Below are 18,043 nucleotides of genomic sequence, written 5' to 3' on the forward strand. Positions count from 1 at the left end.
GATGAAGGCATGGACGCGCCCGGATTCGACGCCGACCTCCCCGCGCACGTGGAGCGTGCGCTGGCCGATTTCCTCGGCCGGGCGGGGAGCGAGATCCTGCGCACCGAACCGAGCGTCGCGGCCGGGATCGAGGCGCTGTCGGGTTTCGTGCTGGGCGGCGGCAAGCGGATCCGGCCGACCTTCGCCTGGTGGGGCTGGCGCGGCGCGGGCGGCGCGGCGTCCGGCCCGCTCGCCGAGGGCGCGCTGCAGGCGGTGGCGAGCCTCGAGCTGATCCAGGCGTGCGCGCTCATCCACGACGACCTCATCGACTCCTCCGACTCGCGCCGCGGCAGGCCGACCGTGCACGTGGCCGCCGAGAAACTGCACGCCGACCGCGGCTGGCTCGGTTCGCCGTCGGTGTTCGGGCTGGCCAGCGCGGTGCTGGTGGGCGATTTGGCGCTGGCCTGGGCCGACGACATGTTCGCCGAGGCCCCGCTGCCCCCGGCGACGATCGCGGCGGCCCGCCCGGCCTGGCGCGCGATGCGCACCGAGGTGCTCGCCGGGCAGTACCTCGACGTCCGCACACAGGCCGTGGGCGACGCTTCGCCCGAGGCCGCGCTGCGGATCGACCGGCTCAAGACCGCCGCGTACACGGTCCAGCGGCCGCTGCACCTCGGAGCCTCGCTCGCCGGGGCGGACGACCGGCTGATCGCCACCCTGCTGGAGTTCGGCGGCGACGTCGGCGTGGCGTTCCAGCTGCGCGACGACCTGCTCGGCGTGTTCGGCGACCCGTCGGTGACCGGCAAGCCCGCCGGCGACGACCTGCGCGAGGGCAAGCGCACCCTGCTCGTGGCGCTCGGCCTGCAGCTCGCCGCCGAGCGAGGCGACCACGCCGCGGCCAAGGTGATCGCGGACGCGATCGGGGCCGCCGATCTGGCCGGTGCCACGGTGGATCGCGTGCGCGAGGCGCTGACGTCGGTCGGCGCGATCGCCGCGGTGGAGCGCCGGATCGACGAGCTGACCGCCTCCGCGAACGCCGCGCTCGACCGCGCGCATCTGGCCGAGCCCGCTCCGTCGGCGCTCGCCGAGCTGATCCGTCTGGCTACCCAGCGGAAGTTCTGATGCGGACGGTGAACGGGCGCGCCGACCACGTGGTGGTCGTCGGCGCGGGCCTGGCCGGGCTGTCGGCGACGCTGCACCTGCTCGGCGCGGGACGGCGGGTGACGCTGCTGGAACAGCAGAAGATGCCCGGCGGACGAGCCGGCCAGCAGGATTTCGGCGCCAACGCGGTCGACACCGGGGCCAGCGTGCTGACCATGCCGGAACTGGTGGACGAAGCCCTGCACGCGGTCGGCGAATCGCTGGCCGGAACCGTGCCGCTGACCAGGCTCGATCCGGCGTACCGGGCTCGTTTCGCCGACGGCAGCACGCTCGCCGTGCACACCGACGGCGACGCGATGGAAGCCGAGATCCGGTCGTTCGCCGGTCCGGCCGAGGCGGACGGTTACCGGCGGCTGCGGCGGTGGCTCACCGACCTGTACGCGGCGCAGAAGGACCATTTCATCGGCGCGAACTTCGATTCGCCGCTCGATCTCGTCCGCCCGGAACTGGTGAAGCTCGCCGCGTTGGGCGGCTTCGGCCGGTTAGGGCCACGCGTCTCCAGCTTCTTGCGCGACGAGCGCGTACGTCGGCTCTTCTCGTTCCAGGCGTTGTACGCAGGTCTTGACCCCACGCGTGCGCTCGGCGCGTACGGCGTCATCGCGTACATGGACACCGTCGGCGGCGTGTACTACCCGCGCGGCGGCATGGGCGCTATCGCTCGCGCGATGTCCGACGCTGCGTCGCGTGCTGGCGCGGAGCTGCGGTTCGGCACGGAAGCTGCGTGGCTTGAGCGAGTGTCGTCCCGCGTACGCGCTGTACGCACGCGCTCGGGCGAGCGTATTGAGTGTGACGCCGTGGTGCTCGCGACAGAGCTTTCGGCGGCGTACCGGCTGATCGGCGCGCGTCCGCGGCGTGTGCTGCCGTTGAAGTACTCGCCGTCGGCCTTCGTGCTGCACGGGCACGCGGGCCGTTCGTGGCCGGAGCTGGACCACCACACGATCTTTTTCGGCCAGGCGTGGGAACGCACCTTCGCCGAGATCGTCCGCGAGGGCAAGCTGATGAGCGATCCGTCGTTGCTGGTCACGCGCCCGACCGCGACGGAGCCGTCGCTCGCCAGCGACGGAGGCGAGATCGTCTCCGTGCTCGCTCCGGCCCCGAATCTGAACACCGGCCCGATCGACTGGGCGCGCGTCGGTCCGGCTTATCGCGAAGAACTGGTGCGTACGCTGGAATCGCGTGGCCTCAGCGGGTTCCGCGAAGAGTACATTGTGGACGAACAGCTGACTCCGGCGGACTGGGCGGCACGCGGATTGGCCGCCGGGACGCCGTTCTCGCTCGCGCACACCTTTGCCCAGACCGGCCCCTTCCGGCCCGCGAACCTGGTGCGGGCGGCGGAAAACGTGGTGCTCGCCGGATGCGGGACGACGCCGGGGGTCGGCATCCCGCCGGTGCTGATCTCCGGACGGCTCGCCGCGGAAAGGATCACCGGCCGGTGAACGAACTCGACGCGGCCGGCATCGCCGAGCCCGCGCTGCGCGCCGCGTACACGGAGTGCCGCCGCATCAACGCCCACCACGGCCGCACGTTTTTCCTCGCCACCCGGCTGCTTCCGGCCCGGGCGAGACCGGCCGCGCACGCGCTGTACGGCTTCGCGCGGATGGCCGACGAGCTGGTCGACAACCCCGAGCCCGGCACCGATCCGGCGGTCGCGCTGGACAAGGTCGCCGGGCTCGTCGACGAGGTTTACGACGGGAGCGTCCCGGCCGATCCGGTGCTGGCCGCGCTCGCGGACACGGTGCGCCGCTACGACATCCGCCGCGATCTCGTGGACGCGTTCCTGCATTCCATGCGGATGGACCTGACCGTTACGGAGTACGCGACTTACGCCGACCTCGGCGAGTACATCTACGGTTCGGCGTGCGTGATCGGGCTGCAGATGCTGCCGGTGTTCGGGACCGTCGTGCCTCGGGAGGAGGCTTCGCCGAGCGCGGCGGCGTTGGGAGAAGCGTTCCAGCTGACCAATTTCCTGCGCGATGTCGGTGAAGATCTCGATCGTGGGCGGTTGTACCTGCCGACGGAGGAACTGGCGGCGTTCGGGGTGGACCGCGCGGTGTTGCTGGACGCGCGGCGGAACGACCGTTCGGACCCGCGGGTACGGGCGGCGCTTGCGGTGGCGGTTTCGCGGACGCGTGCGGTGTATCGGCGAGCGGACGCGGGGATTCCGTTGCTGCGGCCCGAATCTCGGCCGTGCGTCCGGACGGCGATTACGTTGTACGAGGGTATTCTGGACGAGATCGAGGCAATGGATTACGCCGTGCTCAACCGGCGCGCGGTCGTGGGCAACGGGCGACGGATCGCGGTCGCGTTGCCCGCGCTGGCGCGGCGTGCGCTCACGTCCAGGTCGGCACGCCCTCGCTGACTCGGGCGGGTTCGACGCTGGCGTCGTACGAGCGCAGCCAATCCGGGACCAGGCGGATGAGGGCGAAATCCTCGTCCAGGGCGCGAGAGCCCGGGAACCGCTCCAGGTAGACCTGGCCAGCCTCGCGGCGGGCAGCGCCGGATTCGATGACTGCCGCGCCTTCGGCCTGGACCGAAATCGCGCCGGTGCAGCCGATGACCACGGCGGTGCGCGGATTGGCGCGGAGGTTGGCCACCTTGCGCGTGGTGAGCTGGGCGTTGAACAGCAGCGATCCGTCCGGGGTGACGGCGAAGCTGACCAAAGCCGCCTCGGGATGGCCGTTCGGGGCGGCCGTGGCGACGACGCCCAGCGGATTGGCCCGGACGAAGCTCGTGAAGCCCGCCAGGGAAAGGATCTCCATGGCGATCAGGTTAGCCGGGCACGGTGGGCGGCGACGCGTTCCCTTGTGGCGCACCGGGAAGAACAGTAGCGGCGCGGACTTCCCCCGCCGAGGTGAGCGAAGGGCTTCCCGCACGACGGCGACGCGCACAAACCGCCGGGAACGCTCTGGCGGTCGGCCAGCAGGGTGGCCAAAGCCAGCGCGGAGGACGTGATCAGCCAGGCTCCCCACGGGCCGTCGTCGGCGGAGTCGACGTGCAGGTGCCAGCCGAAGTTGTCGTCGTGCGCGGTCAGGCGCGGGGGCGCGGCGTAAGTCGAGAACAGCGCGTTCAACACCTCGGCGGCCGAAGCGACGTCCGGCGCGGCGAAGACCTCCCGCAGTTCCAGCGCGGCGGCGCGCAGCTCAGCCACCTCTCGCGCGGAGAGCTGGACCTGTGGTTCACCGTGCTCGACCAGCACTGCGGCTACCGAATCCGGTGAAGGATCCGCTACCAGCAGCACATCGAGCAGCGCTACGGCACGACGGACGGCCTCCCGGGCGGAGCGGCCCGCGAAATCCGGCTGCGTTCCAGGCATGAACCACTGTAACATCTTGTCAGTGACAAGCCGTTACAGGTTCGCGGCGTATCTCACCGGCGCGACCGCCGCGCGCACTGGTGACGAGTTGTCCGGTCCGGCGGTGTTGCTGCTGGGCGTGGGTGCGTCGGGGGCGGTCGCCGGATCGACGTTGCTGGCCGGGCTCACGATCGCGGCCGCGGTGGGCGGGCCGCTGCTGGGCGCGATTCTGGACCGGTCGCGTAAGCCGGGCCGAGTCCTCGCGATCGGGCTGATCGGATACGCGGCGGGGCTGGCCGCGATCACCGCGCTCTTCGGAGCAGCGCCGTTCGAGCTGGTGGTCGGGATTGCCGTGGCGACCGGGTTGCTGGCACCGGCGATCGGGGGCGGATGGACGGCGCAGGTGCCCGCGCTCGTCCCGGCGGAGAAGCTCGGCAGGGCGAGCACGCTTGACGCGATGACGTTCACCGCGGCGGCGCTCGTCGGGCCTGGGGTGGCGGGGCTACTTGCCACGGCAGCGGGGGCACCGGCCGCGATGGTCGTCGCCGGGGTGTTGACGTTGATCGCGGTGCCGTTCGCTTGGCGGCTTCCCGGCAACGGAGAACGGCAGCGGCCGCGATTCTTCGAAGCGGCGGCAGTTCTCGTGCGCAATCCCGCGTTGCGGCAGTCGACCGCGACCTCGACGTTGTCGTGCGTCGGGATCGGAATGGCGTTTGTCTGCTATCCATTGATCGGCGCGCAGCGGCTCGGCAACGCGGGATACGGGACGTTGCTGCTTGTCGGGTTGTCGGTCGCGTCGTTGCTGGCGAACGCTGTCCTCTCCCGACGGTCGTACTCGCCGGACCGTGCCGTGCAATTGAGCACGGTCGCCATCGGAATCGGACTTGCCGGGGCGGCGGTGGCACCGAATGCGGTTCCGCTAGTGGCCGCAGTCGCGCTCACCGGGATTGGCGAAGGGCCGCAACTGGCGGCATTGTTCTCGGTTCGGCATCGGGAAGCGCCGCCGGAAATGCGCGCGCAGGTGTTCACCACCGCGGCCAGCATCAAGATCGCCGGAATAGCGCTCGGGAACGCGGTAGCCGGACCGTTGGCCGCCTGCTCCCCTGCCGCCGGATTGGCCGCCGCGGCAGGGATGCAGGTGGTCGCGGCGATCGCGCATCCGTTGTGGACGGGCAGAAAGCAGCTAGTCCGTTAGGAGTTCACGGTGCCCGGCCAGCGCGACGACTCCGGCCGCGGTTTTGTCGATATACCGCCAGGTCCGCTTCGGCTAGAACGCCATCGCCTGCGCGCGCCGCTTCACCTCGGTGCCGTGGCTGGTGCGCAGCGCGTTGATCGGCGTGCTGCCCGGGAGCGTGTCGTCGGCGGTGAAGAGCCAGCGCAGCATCTCGGTCCGGCTGAACCCGGAGTCGGCGAGCACGGTGATGGTGCCGGCCAGCCCCTTGACGATGCCGTCCTTCACGAAGAAATCTCCGGGCACGCAGAGTTCGCCGTCGCGCCGGACGGCGATCAGCTCGCCATCCCGCAGCATCTGGCGCACCTTGTTGGCCGAGACGCCCAATGCGGCCGCCACCTCCGGCAACGGCTTGACCGCGACCGCGGCGTCGAGGATGTCGTCGGCGACAGGAATCCCACTCACACGTGACACTGTGCCACATTCCGCCGTCCGGCCCACTGGTACGCACGGGTGACCCGCCCCGGCACGCGCGCCCTTCCGTACGATTGCCCACCGTGACGCGCACCCAGCCCAGCCTCGTCGGCGCCCTGCTCGAACGCCGGTACCGCGTTGACCAGCTGCTGGCCAGGGGCGGGATGTCGGCCGTCTACCGGGGCCTCGACACCCGTCTCGACCGCGCGGTCGCGATCAAAATCATGGATCCCCGCTTCGCCGACGACCGGTCGTTCGTCGACCGGTTCGTGCGCGAAGCGCGTTCGGCCGCCCAGCTGCATCACCCGAACGTGGTCGCCGTGCACGACCAGGGCTTCGACACCCCGGCCGGCCAGGACGCCGGGCTCGCCTTCCTGGTGATGGAGCTGGTCAACGGCGGCACGCTGCGCGACCTCCTGGACGAACAGGGCCAGCTGGACGTCTCGCTCGCGCTGAGCGTCGCGGAGCCGGTGCTGGCCGCGCTGGCCGCCGCGCACGCCGCCGGGCTGGTGCACCGCGACGTCAAGCCCGAGAACGTGCTCATCGGCCGCAGCGGCCAGCTCGCCGGCGGCGTGGTCAAGGTCGGCGACTTCGGCCTGGTCCGCGCGGTGGCCAGCGCGGGCACCACGAGCTCGAGCGTCATCCTCGGCACCGTCGGCTACCTGGCCCCCGAACAGGTCGCCACCGGCGACACCACGGCCCGCAGCGACGTCTATTCGGCGGGCATCCTGCTGTACGAGATGCTCACCGGCCGCCTGCCCTACACCGGCGACACCGCGATCTCGGTCGCCTACCGGCACGTGAACGACGACGTCCCGCGTCCGAGCGAGCTGCGGCCGGATCTGCCGCCGGTGCTCGACGACCTGATCCTGCGCGCCACCCGCCGCGACCCGGAGCAGCGCCCGGCCGACGGAGGCGAGTTCCTGGCGCAGCTGCAGGCCGCGCGCGCCGAACTGGGACTGCAGCCGGTCGCGGTACCCGTGCCCCCGCCGCCGGACGGCGACCGCGTGTCGGACGTCGAACGCACGCTCCCGAACATTCCGGCCGTTCCGCGGGGCGAGCAGACCATGCCGGTCTCCGGACCTCGCGGCACGCGCGCCATGACCCGCGCCGTGCCCGCCGCCCCGCCCCCTCCCGTGCCGCCGCACGCCGGACCGCCGGCGCCGGACGAACCGCGGAAGCCTCGTGACAAGCGCAAGCTGATCGCGCTGGCGATCGCCGGGGTGCTCGTGCTCGGCGGCCTGATCGGCGCGTTCGCGTTCATCCTCAGCGATTCCAAGGTCACGACCACGACCGTGCCGAAGCTCGCCGGGCTGACCCAGGCCGAGGCGGGCGACCAGCTGCGCGCGGCGAAGCTGAACCCGCGCTACAGCCAGGAGTTCGACAACACCGTCGGCGCCAACCGGGTGATCAAGGTGGATCCGGCCCCGGGCACCACGCTCGACCAGGACGCCACCGTGTCCGTGGTGGTGTCGAAGGGCAAGCCGAAGGTGCCGGACATCCGCGCCGGCACCGCGCTGGACACGGCCACCAAGGCGATCGAGGAGCAAAAGCTCACCGTCGTCCAGGGCACGCCGGAGTACAGCGACACCGCGCCGCAGGGCACTGTCCTGAGCGTGAGCCCGGCCGCGGGCACCCCGGTCGACGTGGGCGGCCAGGTCACGCTGGTGCTGTCCAAGGGCCCCGAACCGCTTCCGCCGGTCCCGGACGTCACCGGGCGGTCCAAGGACGAGGCGTTCCAGATCCTCCGGCAGGCCGGATTCCAGCCGCAGGACGGCGGCGAGGAGTTCTCGCCGACCGTGCCCGCGGGGGCGGTCACCCGCACCGACCCGGGCGCGGGCTCGCCGGGGACCAAGACGGTCAAGGTCTACGTCTCCAACGCGGTCCAGGTCCCGGACGTCCGGTACCGCCCGTTCGACGAGGCAGCGGACCTGCTCAAGCAGGCCGGGCTCGACGTCGACCGCAAGGGCGGCGACGGCAACGGGCACGGGCACGGCGGCTTCGACTTCGTGCTGCAGCAGGACCCGGCCCCCGGTTCGTTCGTGCCCAAGGGCACCAAGGTCAAGATCCGGGGGTTCGGCGGATGATCGGCAGCCGCGGCCGGGTGACCGGCACCGTCGGGCCAGGGCTCATCGGCGAGGTGCTGCTCAGCGTCCGCGGCGGCACCGAGGCCTTCTACGCCTATCCGGCGGATCCGGACACCAGTTTCGCCGTCGGCACCCCCGTTCTCGTGGTCGATTTCGAGCCTCCGCGCACGGTCTACGTGGAAAGGTGGCAACCGTTGCGCGCTTGACCGCGTCGCAGTGCTGACGGCGACTGAGCGCCGTGCCAGCTGACTACGGAAAGTGCGGCGAGGGCTATGGAAATCTGGGTCATCGTGGTGATCGCGGTCGTGGCCGTGATCCTGCTGTTCGGGCTCCTGCGGATCCTGTACAAGGTGGCGGAACCGAACGAGGCGCTCATCATCTCGGGCTGGGGCGTCCGGGTGGAGCGCAGCGAGACCGCCGACAGCCTCGGGTTCAAGATCGTCACCGGCCGCGGCGTGAACGTGCTGCCCGGCTTCCAGACCGCGCGCAGGCTGTCACTGGACACCCGAGGGGTGAACCTGCAGGTCTCGTGCGTGACGAAACAGGGCCTGCCGGTCACCGTGCGCGCGGTCGTGATCTACAAGGTCGGCGACGATTTCGCCTCGATCGCGAACGCCGCCCGCCGGTTCCTGGACCAGCAGAAGGGCATGAACGACACGATCCACGAGCTGTTCTCCGGCCATCTGCGGTCGATCGTGGGCGGGCTGACCATCGAGGAGATGATCCACAACCGCGACGCGCTGACCGGCGAGGTCCGTCAGTCGTCGGCCACCGAGATGATCAAGCTCGGGCTGATCGTGGACTCGCTGCAGATCCAGGAGATCGACGACGAGTCCGGCTACATCGTCAACCTCGGCAAACCGCACGCGGCCGCGATCGCCGCCGCCGCGCGGATCGCCGAGGCGCAGCGCGACCAGGAGGCCACCGAGGCCGAGCAGATCGCCGCCGCGCGCAAGGCCGGCGCGATCCGGGAAAGCCAGATCCAGCAGGCCGGGTACCAGGCCGAGGTCGACCAGGCCAAGGCGAAGGCGAGCCAGTCCGGTCCGCTGGCCGAGGCGACCGCGCGCCAGGAGGTCGTGGTCCAGGAGACCAGGGCCGCCGAACTCGAGGCGGCACTGTCCGAGCAGCGGCTGCAGTCGCAGGTCCGCAAACCGGCCGACGCGAAGGCGTACGAAACGCGCACCACGGCCGACGCGGAACGCGACGCGCAAATCGCCCGCGCGCAGGCACAGGCCAAGGAAACCGAGCTGCGGGCGGGCGCGGACGCGACCCGGGTCAAGACCGCGGCGGACGCCGAAGCGCAGGCCACGAAGGCCCGGGCGGAAGCCAGCGCGAGTGCGACGAAGGCCACTGGCGAGGCCGAAGCGGCGGCGGCCAAGGCGAAGGGGCTCGCGGACGCCGAGGCGGCGAAAGCCAAGGGTCTGGCCGAAGCCGAAGCGGCGAAAGCGAAGGGGCTCGCCGAGGCCGAGTCGATCAAGGCGCGCGCGGCCGCACTGGCGGAGAACCAGGAGGCTGTGGTAGCACAACAGCTGGCCGAGCGCTGGCCGGAAATCGTCGAAGCCGGCGCGCAGGCCTTCGGCAACATCGACCACATGGTGGTCCTGAACGGCGCGGACGGGATGTCGGACATGTTCACCAAGGCGCTCTCCCTCGGCGGCACGGGCCTCGGCCTCGCCCGCCAGCTGATGGACGCCATGGGCGCCAAGCCGTCCGGTTCCGACGGCAGCCTCGCCCCTCGCGAGGACTGATGAGCTTCTTCACGGACGGTCCTCGCGAGCGCCCCCTGTTCCCGGTCCGGGAACGGGAGCTGTTCGGCTACGAGGGCCGTCCGTGGACCGGCCCGCCCGCCGACCACATCGTGCCCGCGCTGGTGCCGTGGCCGACGCCGCTGGGCCGGTCCGAGCGCACGATCGTGGCGCTGCGCGCGGTCGAGGTGTGGCCGGAGGCGATGACGCTGCGGATCGCGGTGTACTCGCGCGACCGCATGGACGGCGCGCCGCTGGTCGGCCACCGGCGCATCCCGGACTACAACTCGCTGCTCATCGGCGTGCTGTTCCCGGACGGCGGCCGGGCCAGTTCCGAAACCGTTTCGGTGCCGAGCGCGGGCGAACCGCACGAGCCGGTGCTGCGCGTCGAGGACGGCGGCGGGTCGGAGTTCCACTACGAGCATCCGGTGTTCGTGTGGCCGCTGCCCAGCGCCGGTCCGCTCAAGGTGATCGTGCAGTGGCTCGACCGCGGAATCCCGGAGACGCACACCAAACTCGACGGCGGACGCCTGCGTGCCGCCGCGCTCGAAGCCGGCGAACTGTGGCCCGGGCTGCCGAGGCGTCCGGGCAACGGCGTCGCGATCCGCCAGATCGCCGCCGAGGTGCACGAAGCCAGCGGGCCGGGACTGCCGCAGCGGCAGCCGCGGCGCGCCACGGGCGAGTGAAATTTCGCGGAATTAGCGTCCCCGCAACATCACGGCCGTCCACCCGTCATACCCGAGTAGTGTCGTGGCATTCGCCCTTGCCGCCGTTCGCTGGAAGGCCGACCATGGCGTCTACCCCGCTCAGCTCGCTCGATGTCGCTTTTCTTTGCCTCTCCAGGGAAACCGCGCCGATGCAGATGGGCGCGGCCCTGGTTTTCGCGCCGGAGGAGCCGGTGTGCCCGGACCGGCTCGTCGCACTGCTGAGCCGGCGGGCGGCGGACATTCCGGCGCTGCGCCGGAAAATCCGCGCCGGGCTGTTCCCGCCCGGTTCCGCGAGCTGGGTGGACGACCCGGATTTCCAGGCAGTGAAACATATTCATCATCATCGGCTGACCACGCTGTACGACCCGGACCCGCTGCCGGAGTTCGCGGCGAAATGGATCGCCGAACCGCTCGACCCGCGCCGTCCGTTGTGGGAACTCGCTGTGGTGACCGGCTTTCCGGACGGCAGCTTCGCGGTGTTGCTCAAGCTGCACCACGCGCTTACCGACGGAGCGGGAGCGTACGCCGTCACCGCCGGGCTGCTCGACGGCCTGCCGCTCCCCCAGCCCGCGCCGGCGATTCCGCAGCCGCGTTCGCCGATGAGCGCGGTGCGGGATACGTGGGAGACAGCGGGAATCGCGTCGTCAGTGGTCCGGGCGGCGCGTCCGCCGTGCCTGCCGCTGGCCGCGCCCGCGACCGCCGAACGGCGTCTCGGTTTCGCCCGGCTGGCGTCGGCTGACCTTCGCCGGATCCGGCGAACGCACGGCGGCACCACGAACGATGTGGTGCTCGCGGTGCTGTCGGGAGCCTTGCGCGAATGGCTGATCAACCGCGGCATTCGCGCGACGGGACGGTCGGTGCGCGCGCTGATTCCCGTGAGCGTGCGCGGGAGAGCGGCCGAGCAGCAGGGCGGGAACAAGCTTTCCGGCTATTTGTGCGATTTGCCGATCGGAACGGACCATCCGGTGCGGCGGCTGACCGAAGTGCGCGCCGCGATGACGCGCAACAAAGCCGCCGGTCCCTCGCGCGGGGCCGGGGCTTTCCCGCTGCTGGCCGACCGGATGCCCCCGGCGCTGCACCGGCTCGGGACGCGGACCGCAGGGCTGGCCGCGCCGCTGCTGTTCGATCTGGTGGTGACGACCGTGCCGCTGCCGCGCGCCCCGCACGCGCTCGCCGGCGCGCCGCTGACCGAGGTGTACCCGTTCGTGCCGCTGGCCCCGCGCCAGGCGGTGGGCATCGCGATCGCGCCTTATCGCGACAGTGTCCACATCGGACTGCAGGCGAACGCGGCGGCGGTGGAAGACCTCGGTTCGCTGCGCGACGCGGTGGCGAAGTCGGCGGCGGAGCTGCTGGACGCCTCGTGAGTGCCGCGGAGGGCGCTCACGAGGCGGAAGGTCAGCCGCGCAGCATCTCCGCGACCAGGAAGGCCAGCTCCAGCGATTGCTGGGTGTTGAGCCGGGGGTCGCACGCGGTCTCGTAGCGGCCGGAGAGGTCGATGTCGGAGATTTCCTGTGCCCCGCCGAGGCATTCGGTGACGTCCTCGCCGGTCAGTTCGACGTGGATGCCGCCGGGGTAGGTGCCGAGCTTGCGGTGCACCTCGAAGAACCCTTGGACCTCGTCGACGATGCGGTCGAAGTGCCGGGTTTTGTAGCCGGTGGACGATTCGTGCGTGTTGCCGTGCATCGGGTCGCACTGCCAGATGACCTTGTGCCCGGACGCTTCGACCTTCTCCACGATCGCCGGAAGCACCTCGCGGACCTTGCCGTTGCCCATCCGGGAGATCAGCGTGAGCCGGCCCGGTTCGCTGCGCGGGTCGAGCCGCTCGACGTACTCCAGCGCCTGCTCGGGCGTGGTCGTCGGGCCGATCTTGAGCCCGATCGGGTTCGACAGCAGTTCGGCGAACGCGATGTGCGCGCCGTCCAGCTGGCGGGTGCGCTCGCCGATCCAGAGGAAGTGCGACGACAGGTTGTACAGCTTCGGGTTCGCCGCGTCGGCCTGGTCCAGCCGCAGCATGGCGCGCTCGTAGTCGAGCAGCAGCGCTTCGTGGCTGGCGAAGATCTCGGTGTACTGCAGCGAGCTGTCGGTGACGCCGCAGGCGTTCATGAACCGCAGGCCGCGGTCGATCTCGGCGGCGAGCGCCTCGTACCGCTCCCCCGCCGGCGACGAGGCCACGAAGTCCTTGTTCCAGTCGTGCACCTGGTGCAGGTCGGCCATGCCGGCCCCGGTGAGCGCGCGCACCAGGTTCATCGCCGCGCCGGCGTTCGCGTAGGCGCGGATCATCCGGCCCGGGTCCGGCACCCGGAGTTCGGGCTTGGCGACGAGCGAGTTGATGATGTCGCCGCGGTAGACGGGCAGCCCGAGCGCGTCGGTGCCCGACGAGCGCGGCTTCGCGTACTGGCCCGCGATCCGGCCGACCTTCACCACCGGCAGGCTGGCCCCGTAGGTGAGCACGACGGCCATCTGCAGCAGCGTGCGCAGATTCGCCCGGATGTGCGGTTCGGTGTTGGACTCGAACGTCTCCGCGCAGTCGCCGCCCTGCAGCAGGAACGCCTCCCCGCGGGCCACCATGGCGAGCCGGCTCTTCAACCGGTCGATCTCGGCGGGCACGGTGATCGGCGGCACGCTCTCCAGCACGCCGCGCACCCGCTTGGCCAGCGCGGCGTCCGGCCACTCCGGCTGCTGCGCGGCGGGCAGCGACAAGGCGGTGTCGAGGCGGTCCCGCAGCTCAGGAGGCAACGGCGGCAGCTCGGGGAGAGTGTCTACGGGAACGTCGACTGTCCAGTTCACGCGTCTCAGGATAGGGTCTGCCGCGTTTGCCCGGACCGTTGGGCGGCGAGGGTCACGCGTCCGGGGCGTCGTGGCGGTAGAGGGCGCCGAACCGGTCGGCCACGTCGAGGAGACCTGCGAGTTCTTCCGTGTCAAGGGCTGGGACGACGACGGACCAGTGGTCGAGGCTGACCGCTTCGGCGAGGATCCGGCGGCGCTCGTCCGGCGGGGCGGCGGCGGAGATCTCGACCAGGAGGCGGGCGCGGTCCTCCGCGGATTCGACCTCCCGGGCCCGCGCGAGCGCGCGGGGCAGGTCGTGCTGGGCGAGTTCCGGGAGGAACGCCAGGACGAGCCGCTCACGTTCCGCGCCCTCGACGCTCTCGAGCACAGCTTCGGCCTGGTCGAGGTGTCCAGCCGCGGTCAGGCCCCGGACGAGCACCCGCCGGGCTTGGCCCACGTCGCGCTCGTGCAGGTATTCGCACAGCTCGAGCGCCGCGGCTGCCTCTCCGCGTGCCGCCAGGTCCGCCATGGCGTCCTCGATCGCGAGGCCGAGGGTCGCGTCCTCGGGAAAGGTCGCCACCAGCTCGACGACCTCAGCGGGTTCGCCCACTGCTGCCAGCATCACGATGGCCGAGCGCCTGTCGTGCCAGGCGAACTGCCGACCCGAGGACTCCTCCTTCAGCCGGCTCCGGACGTACTCCGCGATCCGGGCCAGCGCGGCACGGTCGCCCGCGGCCCGGAGGCGCCGGGCGAGCAGGGTCACGGGTTCTCGCATCGCCGACCAGAACTCGACGCCGCAGATCAGCTTCTCGGCGACCCGCGGATCTCCCCTTTCGGCGAGCAGGCTCGCCAGCGCCCTGATTTCGGTCAGCCCTTGCAGGTTCGACTGCACCAGAGGAGCGAGCAGCTCGGCCCGGCGCACGTCTCCAGCCGCGACGACGGTGGTGCTCAGCGCGCTGATCGCCGCGGCGGCACGCGGGTCTTCAGCCGGGCGGCGGGTCATCGCTTCCGCCCGCTCCGCTGCCTGGCGTGCGCGGGAGCGCTCCCCCGCCGCCAGCAGAGCGTCCGCCAGGACGACGAACCGATGCGCGTCGGCTTGCAGCTCGAGAGCCGACCGGCGGCTGGAGGGGTACCGGCCTGCCCAGCGGAAGGCCTGCTCGACCTGGCCCGCGGCCACGAGCGCCGGAACGAACCGGATCACCGCCTCGCGCCGGGCGAAGGGGTTCGTCATCGAGTCGAGCACCGCGGGAATGTCCGCCAGCCTGCCCGTCGCGGCCAGAAACTCGATCAGGACAGGCACGAGGGTGTGCTCGCGGTCCACGTCCGGAAATCTCGCGCCGACGGCTTCGGCAGGATCGGTCGCCGCCGCCAATTCGGCGGTGACGTCGAGGCGGAACAGCACTCCGGCAGCGCCGCGCTCCTGCGCGAGCGCGCGAGCCCGATCCACCTCGCCCTGCTCGACGAGCCGCTGTGCGATCTCCGCGAACGTCTTGTCCCGGCTCAGGTCGCGAGAGACGGCACCGGCCAGCTCGACAGCCGCGTCCAGATCGTCGACAGCCAGCATCGCCAGTTCACGGAGCGTCCGGTCCCGGAGATCTTCCCGCGAAATCGTCCCGGCCAGCTGCCCGGCTCTGGCGAAGTCCGGTTCGCCGATGGCGGCGATCCGCTGGCGCTGATCCGCGCTCACCCGTTCCGCGATCCGCGCGGCCGCCGCATTTTCCGCGCGGCGCACCAACGCCACGGCGGTTTCGGCGAGCAAGGAGTCGCGCAGGTCCGGCTCGTGCTCGTCGTCGGCCAGCCGCTCGGCTCGCTCGGACTGTCCGGCGCGGACCAGCTCTCCGGCCAGCTCGAGCAGCGCTCGCGTGCGCGACCCGGGATCGGTCATGGACTGCGCCAGCGCCACGGCGTGGTCGAACTGCCCCAGCGCCGCCCACACCGCCGGCAGCCGCACCGGCGTGATCTTGTTGCGGTCGCGGAAATTGTCCCGGTACGTGTCGAGCGTGATCAGCCGGACGAGGTCGGGCTCCGCGGATGCGAGCAACGCCGCGCGGGCGGCGTCCAACTCGCCCATCGCGGCGAGATCGCCGCCGGAGACGTCCAGCAGGCGTTCGTGCCGGGCCGGGTCTCCGGCCAGCTCCACGAGGGTCGCGACGTCGCCGCTTTCCTGGACCAGCCGGAAGTAGCCGCGCAGCAGGAACTGGGGAGTGTCCGGCGGCCAGCCCGCCGACCGGTATCCGGCGGCCCATTCGTCGATCGCCGCGCGATACCGGGACAGTTCGTTTCCGAAAGCTTCGACGGCCTCGCGGTGCAGATTTTCGTGGCCCAGCAGGAAAATCGCCGGTGCCGCGCGGGGACGCCAGTGTGCCGGGCGACGCGTGAACGAACGGCTCGCCACGCTGTTCAGCACTCGTTCGACGTCGCGCGGGCGTCGCTGAGTCAGCTGCGCAAGGTCGTCGCTGCTGAGTCCACCGCGAGCCGCGACGAGGAAGCCCAGCAGGTCCTCCTGGTCTTGGAGCAGCGCGTCGAGTTCGCGTTCCATGTCGGCCTTCGCCGCGACAGCGGCGGGCGAAGGCGCCAGAGAGCGTTCGATGCCGGGAGCCCGCAGGGGATGGTCGGAGCGCACATCGGGCGGGACGTCGGGGTTGAGACGGCTCGCGACGATCACGCGGAGGCCGTTTTCGGGGAACGGCAGCAGCGCGGCGATGCTGTGTCCGCCGGAACTCGCGCCGCGGTCTTCGTCCAGGCCGTCTACGACCAGCACCAGGCGCTCGCCGCGGGCTCGGCAATGCGCGGCGGCTTCGGCGAAAACCGCGTTGAGGTTTCGGGCTTCGGGGTCCTTCGCCGCGCCGAGGACTTCGGCTAATTGCTCCTGGACGACGTCTACGAACGCCTCGCGGGTGTCGTCGCCGAGCGAACGCGCCGTGACGAAGAAAGACACCACCCGCACGCCCTCAGGCGGCGAGAGGACGAACGAGGCCATCAGGGCCGACTTGCCCGTCCAGGGAGCCGCGCGCCACCAGACGTACGCGGGGGCGCCGTCCGGGGCGGTGCAGAACCGAGCCAGTTCCGCCAGTTCCGTCTCGCGGCCGATGAGCCGTTCCGGGGCCACCTGGCGCACCCATTGCCGGTAGCGGGACCGGGCGGGCGGAGTGCCGACGCAGGCGACCGAGTCAGCGTGGCCGATCTGCACGACCTTGCCCGTGACCGGACCCAGGACCTGGTTCGTGATCCGCTCGTCCACCTGCGCCCCCCTTCGACGGTTCAGCTTCCCACGAACAGTGTCTGCCCGGTCACATCGACTGGAAGGTGACACCGGTGTCAGCGAATAGCTTCGGCTCGAACCGACCATGCCGCAGAAGGGATCCACGATGGGCACAGCCTTGGGGTATCGGGAGTTCGGCACCGCCGACGTCCAGGAATTCTTCGACCGGCCGGATCCGGTGCCCGGCCCCGCCGAGGTTCTGGTCCGCGTCGCGGCCGCTGGGGTGAACCCGCTCGATCATCTGCTCCGGTCCGGGCACGTTCGCGAGCTGAATGGCCACGTGCCGTTTCCCCAGGTCTTGGGGATGGAAGCGGCCGGAACGGTGCTCGCGGCGGGCGAGGACGCGACCGGTCTCGAAGTCGGCGACCGGGTCACCGGGTTCGCGTTGACCGGGGCGGGCACGTACGCGGAAACGACGCTGCTGCTCGGCGAGTCCACCGCCCGCATCCCGGACACGCTGCCGTGGACCTGGGCGGCGACCATCCCCGTCGCGGGCACCACCGCGCTCGACGTGCTCGATCAGCTCGACCTGCCCGTGGGCGCGTCACTGCTGGTGAACGGGATCGGCGGCGGAGTCGGGATCGCGGTGGCGCAGCTCGCGCGGGACCGCGGGCTCGTCGTGACGGGCACGGGAAGCACGGCCAAGCGGGAGCTCGCGACGAAGTACGGCGCGGCTTTCATCGACTACACGGCGAGCAGCGTCGTGGGCCGGTTCGACGCCGTGGTCGACACCGTTGGCGGCGAGTCCCTGCGCACGGTCGCCCCGTTGGCGAAGAAGCTCATCGCGGTCGGGGACCAGTCGGTGACGGAGCTCGGCGGCGAGTTCGTTCACCGTCGGCTCGATCGGGCGAGCCTGGAACGGGTCGCCGAGCTGATGGCCGCCGGGCGGCTTGACCCGCACATCACGGGGACCTATCCGCTCGCGCGGGCGCACGACGCGTTGGCGCTCGTCGAATCCCGGCATGCCTCGGGCAAGTTAGTGCTCGACCTGAGCCTCTAACCCGAGGCGGCCTCGCCTTGCCGGTACCGGGTGTTCGCCTCGATCAGCACGTCCAGGGCGTCCCTGGCCTCGGCGAGCCGGGCCATGTCCGCGGTCAGGCGGTCGCGTTCGGACACCATCGTGGCGAAGGCATCCTCGATGATGTCCGCGTCGTCGGTGTGCACGCAGGGCAGCAGCCGGGCGATCACCTTGCTGTGCAAGCCCGCGTCGAACAACCGGCGAATGAGTTCGACCCGTTCGACCTCGGTCGCCAGGTAATGCCGCTGTCCGCCCGCGGACCGCGTGCTCCGCACGAGGCCCTGCTGCTCGTAGTACCGCAGCGAGCGGGCACTGACCCCGGTCTTCCGGGCTAGTTCGCCGATCCGCACGTCAACCAGCTTAAAGAAACGGGCCCCGGCG

At 71.3% G+C, this 18,043-nt stretch carries 16 protein-coding genes; 10 read left to right on the forward strand and 6 right to left on the reverse strand.

Features of this window, described 5'->3' with window-relative positions:
• The first annotated feature begins 9 nt into the window (after window positions 1-9).
• The 3 genes from ATK30_RS07245 to ATK30_RS07255 are packed head-to-tail and all read left to right on the forward strand — an operon-like array spanning window position 10 to window position 3,499.
• Window positions 10-1,101, forward strand: coding sequence for a polyprenyl synthetase family protein (locus tag ATK30_RS07245; protein WP_101434897.1), 1,092 nt, complete (start codon window positions 10-12; stop codon window positions 1,099-1,101).
• A complete protein-coding gene (crtI, locus tag ATK30_RS07250; protein WP_101434898.1) occupies window positions 1,101-2,576 on the forward strand; it encodes a phytoene desaturase family protein in 1,476 nt (491 codons plus the stop codon). The genes ATK30_RS07245 and crtI overlap by 1 nt, the downstream gene beginning before the upstream one ends.
• Complete coding sequence (locus ATK30_RS07255; RefSeq protein WP_101434899.1) at window positions 2,573-3,499, forward strand: phytoene/squalene synthase family protein; 927 nt, start codon at window positions 2,573-2,575, stop codon at window positions 3,497-3,499. The genes crtI and ATK30_RS07255 overlap by 4 nt, the downstream gene beginning before the upstream one ends.
• Here the strand turns inward: ATK30_RS07255 and ATK30_RS07260 are convergent.
• Window positions 3,471-3,899, reverse strand: coding sequence for a pyridoxamine 5'-phosphate oxidase family protein (locus ATK30_RS07260; RefSeq protein ID WP_101434900.1), 429 nt, complete (start codon window positions 3,897-3,899; stop codon window positions 3,471-3,473). The genes ATK30_RS07255 and ATK30_RS07260 overlap by 29 nt on opposite strands.
• Before the next feature lie 5 nt (window positions 3,900-3,904).
• Window positions 3,905-4,453 (reverse strand): CGNR zinc finger domain-containing protein, encoded by a 549-nt coding sequence (locus tag ATK30_RS07265; RefSeq protein ID WP_101434901.1) that lies wholly within the window; start codon window positions 4,451-4,453, stop codon window positions 3,905-3,907.
• Window positions 4,454-4,475: 22 nt separating this feature from the next.
• Between ATK30_RS07265 and ATK30_RS07270 the strand changes: the two genes are divergently transcribed.
• Entirely contained in the window at window positions 4,476-5,627 is a 1,152-nt protein-coding gene (locus tag ATK30_RS07270) for an MFS transporter (RefSeq protein WP_244194547.1), read from the forward strand.
• A gap of 72 nt (window positions 5,628-5,699) precedes the next feature.
• On the opposite strand, the gene ATK30_RS07275 is transcribed toward ATK30_RS07270, so the two are convergent.
• Window positions 5,700-6,068: an Rv2175c family DNA-binding protein gene (locus ATK30_RS07275; protein WP_009075013.1), complete on the reverse strand. Its 369-nt coding sequence runs from the start codon at window positions 6,066-6,068 to the stop codon at window positions 5,700-5,702.
• Between the two features lie 92 nt (window positions 6,069-6,160).
• On the opposite strand from ATK30_RS07275, the gene pknB reads away from it, so the two are divergent.
• The 5 genes from pknB to ATK30_RS07300 all read left to right on the forward strand — a co-directional run bounded on the left by pknB (window position 6,161) and on the right by ATK30_RS07300 (window position 11,980).
• Window positions 6,161-8,164, forward strand: a complete 2,004-nt coding sequence (gene pknB, locus ATK30_RS07280; protein ID WP_101434903.1) for a Stk1 family PASTA domain-containing Ser/Thr kinase — start codon at window positions 6,161-6,163, stop codon at window positions 8,162-8,164.
• Entirely contained in the window at window positions 8,161-8,370 is a 210-nt protein-coding gene (locus ATK30_RS07285; protein ID WP_101434904.1) for a hypothetical protein, read from the forward strand. Before pknB ends, ATK30_RS07285 begins: the two co-directional genes overlap by 4 nt.
• 66 nt (window positions 8,371-8,436) lie before the next feature.
• Entirely contained in the window at window positions 8,437-9,912 is a 1,476-nt protein-coding gene (locus tag ATK30_RS07290; RefSeq protein ID WP_101434905.1) for an SPFH domain-containing protein, read from the forward strand.
• Window positions 9,912-10,595, forward strand: coding sequence for a hypothetical protein (locus ATK30_RS07295; protein WP_101434906.1), 684 nt, complete (start codon window positions 9,912-9,914; stop codon window positions 10,593-10,595). Before ATK30_RS07290 ends, ATK30_RS07295 begins: the two co-directional genes overlap by 1 nt.
• 104 nt (window positions 10,596-10,699) lie before the next feature.
• Entirely contained in the window at window positions 10,700-11,980 is a 1,281-nt protein-coding gene (locus tag ATK30_RS07300) for a wax ester/triacylglycerol synthase domain-containing protein (protein ID WP_101434907.1), read from the forward strand.
• 31 nt (window positions 11,981-12,011) lie between these two features.
• Here the strand turns inward: ATK30_RS07300 and ATK30_RS07305 are convergent, their stop codons facing one another.
• Window positions 12,012-13,403 carry a class II 3-deoxy-7-phosphoheptulonate synthase gene (locus tag ATK30_RS07305; RefSeq protein ID WP_101434908.1) on the reverse strand — a complete coding sequence of 464 codons (1,392 nt, stop codon included), beginning with the start codon at window positions 13,401-13,403 and terminating at the stop codon, window positions 12,012-12,014.
• A 52-nt stretch (window positions 13,404-13,455) separates the two neighbouring features.
• On the reverse strand, window positions 13,456-16,623 hold the full coding sequence (locus ATK30_RS07310) for a P-loop NTPase family protein (RefSeq protein WP_101434909.1): 3,168 nt from the start codon (window positions 16,621-16,623) through the stop codon (window positions 13,456-13,458).
• Between the two features lie 127 nt (window positions 16,624-16,750).
• Between ATK30_RS07310 and ATK30_RS07315 the strand changes: the two genes are divergently transcribed.
• Window positions 16,751-17,644, forward strand: coding sequence for an NADP-dependent oxidoreductase (locus ATK30_RS07315; RefSeq protein WP_101440682.1), 894 nt, complete (start codon window positions 16,751-16,753; stop codon window positions 17,642-17,644).
• Here the strand turns inward: ATK30_RS07315 and ATK30_RS07320 are convergent.
• A complete protein-coding gene (locus tag ATK30_RS07320; RefSeq protein ID WP_101434910.1) occupies window positions 17,641-18,012 on the reverse strand; it encodes a MerR family transcriptional regulator in 372 nt (123 codons plus the stop codon). The two genes, ATK30_RS07315 and ATK30_RS07320, sit on opposite strands and share 4 nt — an antisense overlap.
• Window positions 18,013-18,043: the final 31 nt, after the last annotated feature.

This window comes from Amycolatopsis echigonensis (assembly GCF_002846615.1).
GTDB classification, from domain to species: domain Bacteria; phylum Actinomycetota; class Actinomycetes; order Mycobacteriales; family Pseudonocardiaceae; genus Amycolatopsis; species Amycolatopsis echigonensis.

Coding starts and splice junctions, on each gene's coding strand:
- ATK30_RS07245 (WP_101434897.1), top strand. CDS start 10: ATGGACGCGCCCGGATTCGACGCCGACCTCCCCGCGCACGTGGAGCGT.
- crtI (WP_101434898.1), top strand. CDS start 1,101: ATGCGGACGGTGAACGGGCGCGCCGACCACGTGGTGGTCGTCGGCGCG.
- ATK30_RS07260 (WP_101434900.1), bottom strand. CDS start 3,899: ATGGAGATCCTTTCCCTGGCGGGCTTCACGAGCTTCGTCCGGGCCAAT.
- ATK30_RS07265 (WP_101434901.1), bottom strand. CDS start 4,453: ATGCCTGGAACGCAGCCGGATTTCGCGGGCCGCTCCGCCCGGGAGGCC.
- ATK30_RS07285 (WP_101434904.1), top strand. CDS start 8,161: ATGATCGGCAGCCGCGGCCGGGTGACCGGCACCGTCGGGCCAGGGCTC.
- ATK30_RS07290 (WP_101434905.1), top strand. CDS start 8,437: ATGGAAATCTGGGTCATCGTGGTGATCGCGGTCGTGGCCGTGATCCTG.
- ATK30_RS07295 (WP_101434906.1), top strand. CDS start 9,912: ATGAGCTTCTTCACGGACGGTCCTCGCGAGCGCCCCCTGTTCCCGGTC.
- ATK30_RS07300 (WP_101434907.1), top strand. CDS start 10,700: ATGGCGTCTACCCCGCTCAGCTCGCTCGATGTCGCTTTTCTTTGCCTC.
- ATK30_RS07315 (WP_101440682.1), top strand. CDS start 16,751: ATGGGCACAGCCTTGGGGTATCGGGAGTTCGGCACCGCCGACGTCCAG.